This is a genomic window from Streptacidiphilus monticola, from assembly GCF_042658505.1.
GTDB lineage: Bacteria > Actinomycetota > Actinomycetes > Streptomycetales > Streptomycetaceae > Streptacidiphilus > Streptacidiphilus monticola.
The window spans coordinates 1-5007 of record NZ_JBHSQJ010000248.1; the positions used below are offsets into that span (position 1 = coordinate 1).

Sequence of the window (5007 nt, forward strand, 5' to 3'; positions counted from 1 at the left end):
GACGACTCCACGCCGAATTCACCATGGCGTAGCCGCTCCAGGGCGCTGCTTCGGAACTCGAAGGCATTCAGCAACGTTCGACGGCATTCGACGGGCCCCGACAACAGAAGAAAGTTTCACTGCGGGCGCAGGGTGAGGTGTGGTCCCACCGGGGGCGATTCCCAGCCCTGCGCCCTTCAACAAGTGAAAACGACGGACTTCTTGACGGCGTGTCAGCAGCCCTGGCTTCATGGTGCGCGGCGTCGAACGGCCGTCGAATCCGCTTCCCCAGCACCGCAGATCGTTCGTCGCCCCTGGCATGCGATGGGAGCGCTCCCACTCCGGGCGCCCCGCGCGGTCGTCCCACCCCCACAGGGAGGAAGCGTCGATGTACCGATCCACCTTGCCGTCGGCCCTGGCCCGGCTCCGGGTCGTCGTGCTGCTCGCGGCGGTCCTGGCCGCGCTCGCCGTGCCGTGGGCCGCGGCCCGCCCGGCAGCGGCCGCGGACACCCAACTCTGCGGCGCCAACGGGACGCTGGCCGTCAACGGCGGCGAGTACATCCTGCAGGCCAACGAGTGGAACTCCAGCCTGAGCCAGTGCCTGACGTACACCGGCGGCACCGCCTGGCAGGTCAGCACCGCCAACTTCAACACGTCCACCAGCGGCGCCCCGGCCACCTACCCGTCCATCTACAAGGGCTGCCACTGGGGGCTGTGCACCACCGGCAGCGGACTGCCCATCCAGATCAGCAAGTTGGGCAGCGCGACCTCCTCGTGGAGCACCACGCAGCCCGCCTCCGGCGCATACGACGTCGCCTACGACCTGTGGACCAACTCCACGCCGACCACCACGGGTCAGCCCAACGGCACCGAGATCATGATCTGGCTCAACAGCCGGGGCGGCGTCCAGCCCTTCGGCTCGCAGACCGCGACCGCCTCCGTCGCGGGCCACAACTGGAACGTGTGGACCGGACAGCAGACCTCCTGGAAGATCATCTCCTATGTGCTGCAGGGCGGCGGCACCGCCTTCACCGACCTCGACATCAAGGCGCTGCTCGCGGACGCCCAGGCGCGCGGCTCGCTGAGCTCCAGCGACTACCTCCTCGACGCCGAGGCCGGGTTCGAGATCTGGCAGGGTGGCCAGGGGCTCGCCACCAACAGCTTCTCCTTCAGCGCCAGCACCTCCGGGACCGGCACCGGGGACACCCAGCCGCCGTCCACCCCGGCCAACCTGACGGTGACCGGGACCACCGCCAACTCGGCTTCCCTGTCCTGGAGTCCGGCCACCGACAACGTCGGCGTCGCCGGTTACCGGGTCTACCGCGGCGGCACCCAGGTCGGCTCGACGACCGGCACCAGCTACACCGACACCGGCCTCAACCCGTCCACCGCCTACAGCTACACGGTCGCCGCCTACGACGCGGCCGGGAACGTCTCCACGCCCTCCGCCGCGGTCACCGCCACCACCGCGGCCGGCACCGGCGGGGGCGGCGCCGGCGCGGGCTGCACGGCCACCCTCGCGGTGAGCAACCAGTGGAACACCGGCTTCACCGACAACGTGACCGTGACCGCCGGCACGGCCGCCATCCACGGCTGGACGGTGACCTGGACCTGGCCCAACGGCCAGCAGGTGACCAGCGCCTGGAACGCCACGGTCAGCCAGTCCGGCGCCGCCGTCACCGCGAGCAACCTCAGCTACAACGGCTCCCTCGGCGCCGGAGCGAGCACCACCTTCGGCTTCCAGGGCACCTGGACCGGCGCCAACGGCACCCCCACGCTCACCTGCACGGCGAGCTGACGAGCCCGGGCGGCGGGGCCGGACCGCACACGCCCCGCCGCCCGCACCACTGCTCCCGCCGCGCCACCTGCTCCCGGCGCGCCACCTGCTCCCGGCGCGCCACCTGCTCCAGAAGCAGAACCCGCTCGAGCCGCTGAAGCCAGGAGACCCGTCGATGCGCCTCCCGCACCCCACCCGTGCCCTGCTCTCGCTCGCCGTCCTGCTCGCCTCGGGCATCGGACTGACGACCCTGCCCGCCCACGCCGAGCCGGCCCCGCGCAGCCTCCCGCCCGGGTCCCGCTTCTACGTCGACCCCGCCGGGGACGCCGCACGCCAGGCCCTCGCCGACGTCAAGGCGCACGACCTCGCCGACGCCGCCACCATGGCGCAGCTCGCCTCCTGGCCGGTGGCCCAGTGGTTCACCGGCACCGCGACCGACACCGAGACCACCGACGCCGTGCGGACCCTGGAGACCCGGGCCGCCCGTGCCCACCAGGTCCCGGTCGCCGTGGCCTACGACATCCCCGGCCGCGACTGCTCCCAGTACTCCGCGGGCGGCGCGGCCACCAGCGCCGACTACGCCGCGTGGATCGACGCGCTCGCCCAGGGCATCGGCGACCGCAGGACGGTCGTCGTGCTGGAGCCCGACGGCCTCGCCCTTTCCCCGGCCTACTGCGGCGGCACCGCCGCCCAGCAGCAGGACCGGATCGCCCAGATCGGTGCGGCCGTCGACCGGCTGGAGCGCCAGCCCGGTGCCCTGGTCTACCTCGACGGCGGCCACAGCGCCTGGCAGAGCGTCGGCACCCAGGCACAACTCCTGCTCGACGCGGGCGTCTCGCGGGCCCAGGGCTTCTTCCTCAACGTCTCCAACTACCAGACCGACAGCGCCCTGGTCCGCTACGGCACCGAGGTCTCCCAGTGCGTCTGGTACCTCCAGCACACGCCGGGTGCCACCGCCGACTCGTGCGCGAACCAGTACTGGCCCGCGGCCGACGCCGACGCCTGGTACGCCGCGCACGTCCCGGCGGACGCGGTGCTCACCCACTTCGTGATCGACAGCAGCCGCAACGGGCAGGGCCCGTGGATGCCCGCTGCCGGGGCCTACACGGGCGACCCGCAGACCTGGTGCAACCCGCCCGGGCGCGGTCTGGGCACCCGGCCCACCGCCGACACCGGGCAGCCGCTGCTCGACGCCTACCTGTGGATCAAGGTCCCGGGCGAGTCCGACGGCAGCTGCACCCGGGGCACGGCCGGACCCACGGACCGCGAGTACGGCATCGTCGATCCCGCCGCCGGAGTCTGGTGGCCCGCCCAGGCGCTCGCCCTCGCGCATGCGGCGGCACCCGCGCTGCGGTTCAACTTCCCTTCTCCAAACGGTCGTTGAGGCGTTGAGGCGGCGAGGCGGTGGTGCGGTGAGGAGGTCTCAGGGCTCGTAGTCGCGCCGCTCCTCGACGACCTCCTCGCCCGGAGCCGCAGGTCCGGGCCGCCGCGAGGCGGTCCGGACCACCACCCTGCGCCGCTGGTACAGGGACAGCATGACGACCAGCCAGAGCGCGCCGGCCGCCATCAGAATCCATCCGACGACGCGGATGTCGACACCGCCGGGGTGCCAGTGCACGGCGAACGCGAGCACGGCCCCGACGGCGAGAAGCACGATGCTGCCACCGATGCCCATCGCAGAGCCCTCCAGGTCCGGAACCTCGTGGCCCGCGCCTACCCCCGGACCGCCGGCCCATGCTGCCGCCGGCCCGCGTCGCTTGCCGCGCCGTCAAGTCCATGGAAGGGTCGTGCCGTTGACTTTGCGGGAGGAAGCTGTGGCAGCCGGTGCGGACTGGGACTGGGTGGACACCGACGGCACCTGGGAGCCGCCCGCCATCGACACCACGGTGCCGCACTCGGCCCGCATGTACGACTACTGGCTGGGCGGCAAGACCAATTTCGCACCGGACCGGGCCCTCGGCGACGAGGTGGAGAAGATCATCCCCACCATCCGGATGATGGCCCGGGAGAACCGGCGCTTCCTCGGGCGCGCCGTACGGGAGTTGATGCTGCGTGAGGGCATCCGCCAGTTCCTCGACATCGGCACCGGCATCCCGACCGAGGGCAACACCCACGAGGTCGCCCAGCAGGTGGACCCGGCGGCCCGGGTCGTCTACGTCGACAACGACCCGATCGTGCTGGCCCACGCCCGGGCACTGATGGTCGGCTCGGCCCCCGGCCGCACCGCCTACGTCCACGCGGACCTGCGCGAGCCCGAGGCCATCCTGGCGCATCCCGCCCTCGCGCAGACGCTGGACCTGGGCCGTCCGGTCGGGCTGATGCTCGTGTCCATCCTGATGCTGCTGCCCGACGCCGAGGACCCCTGGGCGCTTGTCGGTACCCTGCGGGACGCGCTGCCCGCGGGCAGCTGCCTGGTGATCAGCCATGTGACCGGCGACTTCGCCCCGGCCGCGGTGGCCTCCGTCGCCCGGGCCGAGCAGGAGGGGCAACTGCCGCTCACCCCGCGTGGCCGGGCGGACGTGGCCAGGTTCTTCGGCGATTGGGAGCTGCTGGAGCCGGGTGTCGCTCCGGTGATGGCCTGGCGTCCGGAGGGCCCGGAGCCGCAGGACCCGAAGGCCGCGTACTACTGGGCCGGTGTCGCCCGCAAGCCCGGCTGACCGGGGGACCGGCCGACCCCCGAGGCCCTGTCCTGCGACGCGGTCGGGCCGCTCCAGACCCTCACGTCGGCCACCACGCTGATCGTCTCCGCCGCCCTGGAGCCGACGTGCACGATCGTCAGCAGGGCGGAACGGCAGGCCGCCGTCCTGACCACAGCCCCGGTCGCCGCGGACGGCTACGCGGGCGGCCCGGGCGCTGTCGTCGCAGGATGGTCGTCGCAGCAGAGCGCGGCGAGCGCGGCGAGGAGGTGGCCGGTGACCAGCTGGGACGAGGCGGTCGGCGAGCTGTTCGCGCTGCCGCCGGCCCAGTTCGTCAAGGCGCGCGACGCCCGCGCGGCCGAGGCCCGGCGCGCCGGGGACCGCGAGCTCGCGGAGCGGCTGCGGGCACTGCACCGGCCCACCGTGGCGGCCGCCGTGCTGGACCTGCTCGCCGGTCACCGCTCCGAAGAGGTGGACCGCCTGCTGGAGTTGGGCCAGGAGCTGCGCGAGGCGCAGGCCTCCTGGTCCGGGCCGCGGCTGCGGGAGTTGGCGGGGCAGCGGGCCAGGCTGGTCGCCGAGCGCCTCGCGGAGGCCGTGCGCGGGGACGAGCGGGCC

Annotated in this window: 4 protein-coding genes and 1 pseudogene; 4 read left to right on the forward strand and 1 reads right to left on the reverse strand. The window is 73.3% G+C overall.

Features of this window, described 5'->3' with window-relative positions:
• Positions 1-367: 367 nt before the first annotated feature.
• On the forward strand, positions 368-1777 hold the full coding sequence (locus ACFP3V_RS31780) for a GH12 family glycosyl hydrolase domain-containing protein (RefSeq protein ID WP_380591295.1): 1410 nt from the start codon (positions 368-370) through the stop codon (positions 1775-1777).
• A 154-nt stretch (positions 1778-1931) separates the two neighbouring features.
• Positions 1932-3140: a glycoside hydrolase family 6 protein gene (locus ACFP3V_RS31785; protein WP_380591298.1), complete on the forward strand. Its 1209-nt coding sequence runs from the start codon at positions 1932-1934 to the stop codon at positions 3138-3140.
• 39 nt (positions 3141-3179) lie between these two features.
• On the opposite strand, the gene ACFP3V_RS31790 is transcribed toward ACFP3V_RS31785, so the two are convergent.
• Positions 3180-3431: a DUF6458 family protein gene (locus ACFP3V_RS31790; protein WP_380591301.1), complete on the reverse strand. Its 252-nt coding sequence runs from the start codon at positions 3429-3431 to the stop codon at positions 3180-3182.
• 139 nt (positions 3432-3570) lie between these two features.
• Here ACFP3V_RS31790 and ACFP3V_RS31795 point away from each other — a divergent pair, with 139 nt between their 5' ends.
• Together ACFP3V_RS31795 and ACFP3V_RS31800 are read left to right on the forward strand one after the other, a co-directional pair.
• Positions 3571-4413: an SAM-dependent methyltransferase gene (locus ACFP3V_RS31795; protein ID WP_380591304.1), complete on the forward strand. Its 843-nt coding sequence runs from the start codon at positions 3571-3573 to the stop codon at positions 4411-4413.
• A gap of 255 nt (positions 4414-4668) precedes the next feature.
• Positions 4669-5007 (forward strand): annotated as a pseudogene (locus ACFP3V_RS31800) (hypothetical protein); the annotation flags it as partial.

Bases quoted from the DNA above. Each gene is read 5' to 3' on its own strand.
- ACFP3V_RS31785 (WP_380591298.1), top strand. From the start codon at position 1,932: ATGCGCCTCCCGCACCCCACCCGTGCCCTGCTCTCGCTCGCCGTCCTG.
- ACFP3V_RS31780 (WP_380591295.1), top strand. From the start codon at position 368: ATGTACCGATCCACCTTGCCGTCGGCCCTGGCCCGGCTCCGGGTCGTC.
- ACFP3V_RS31790 (WP_380591301.1), bottom strand. From the start codon at position 3,431: ATGGGCATCGGTGGCAGCATCGTGCTTCTCGCCGTCGGGGCCGTGCTC.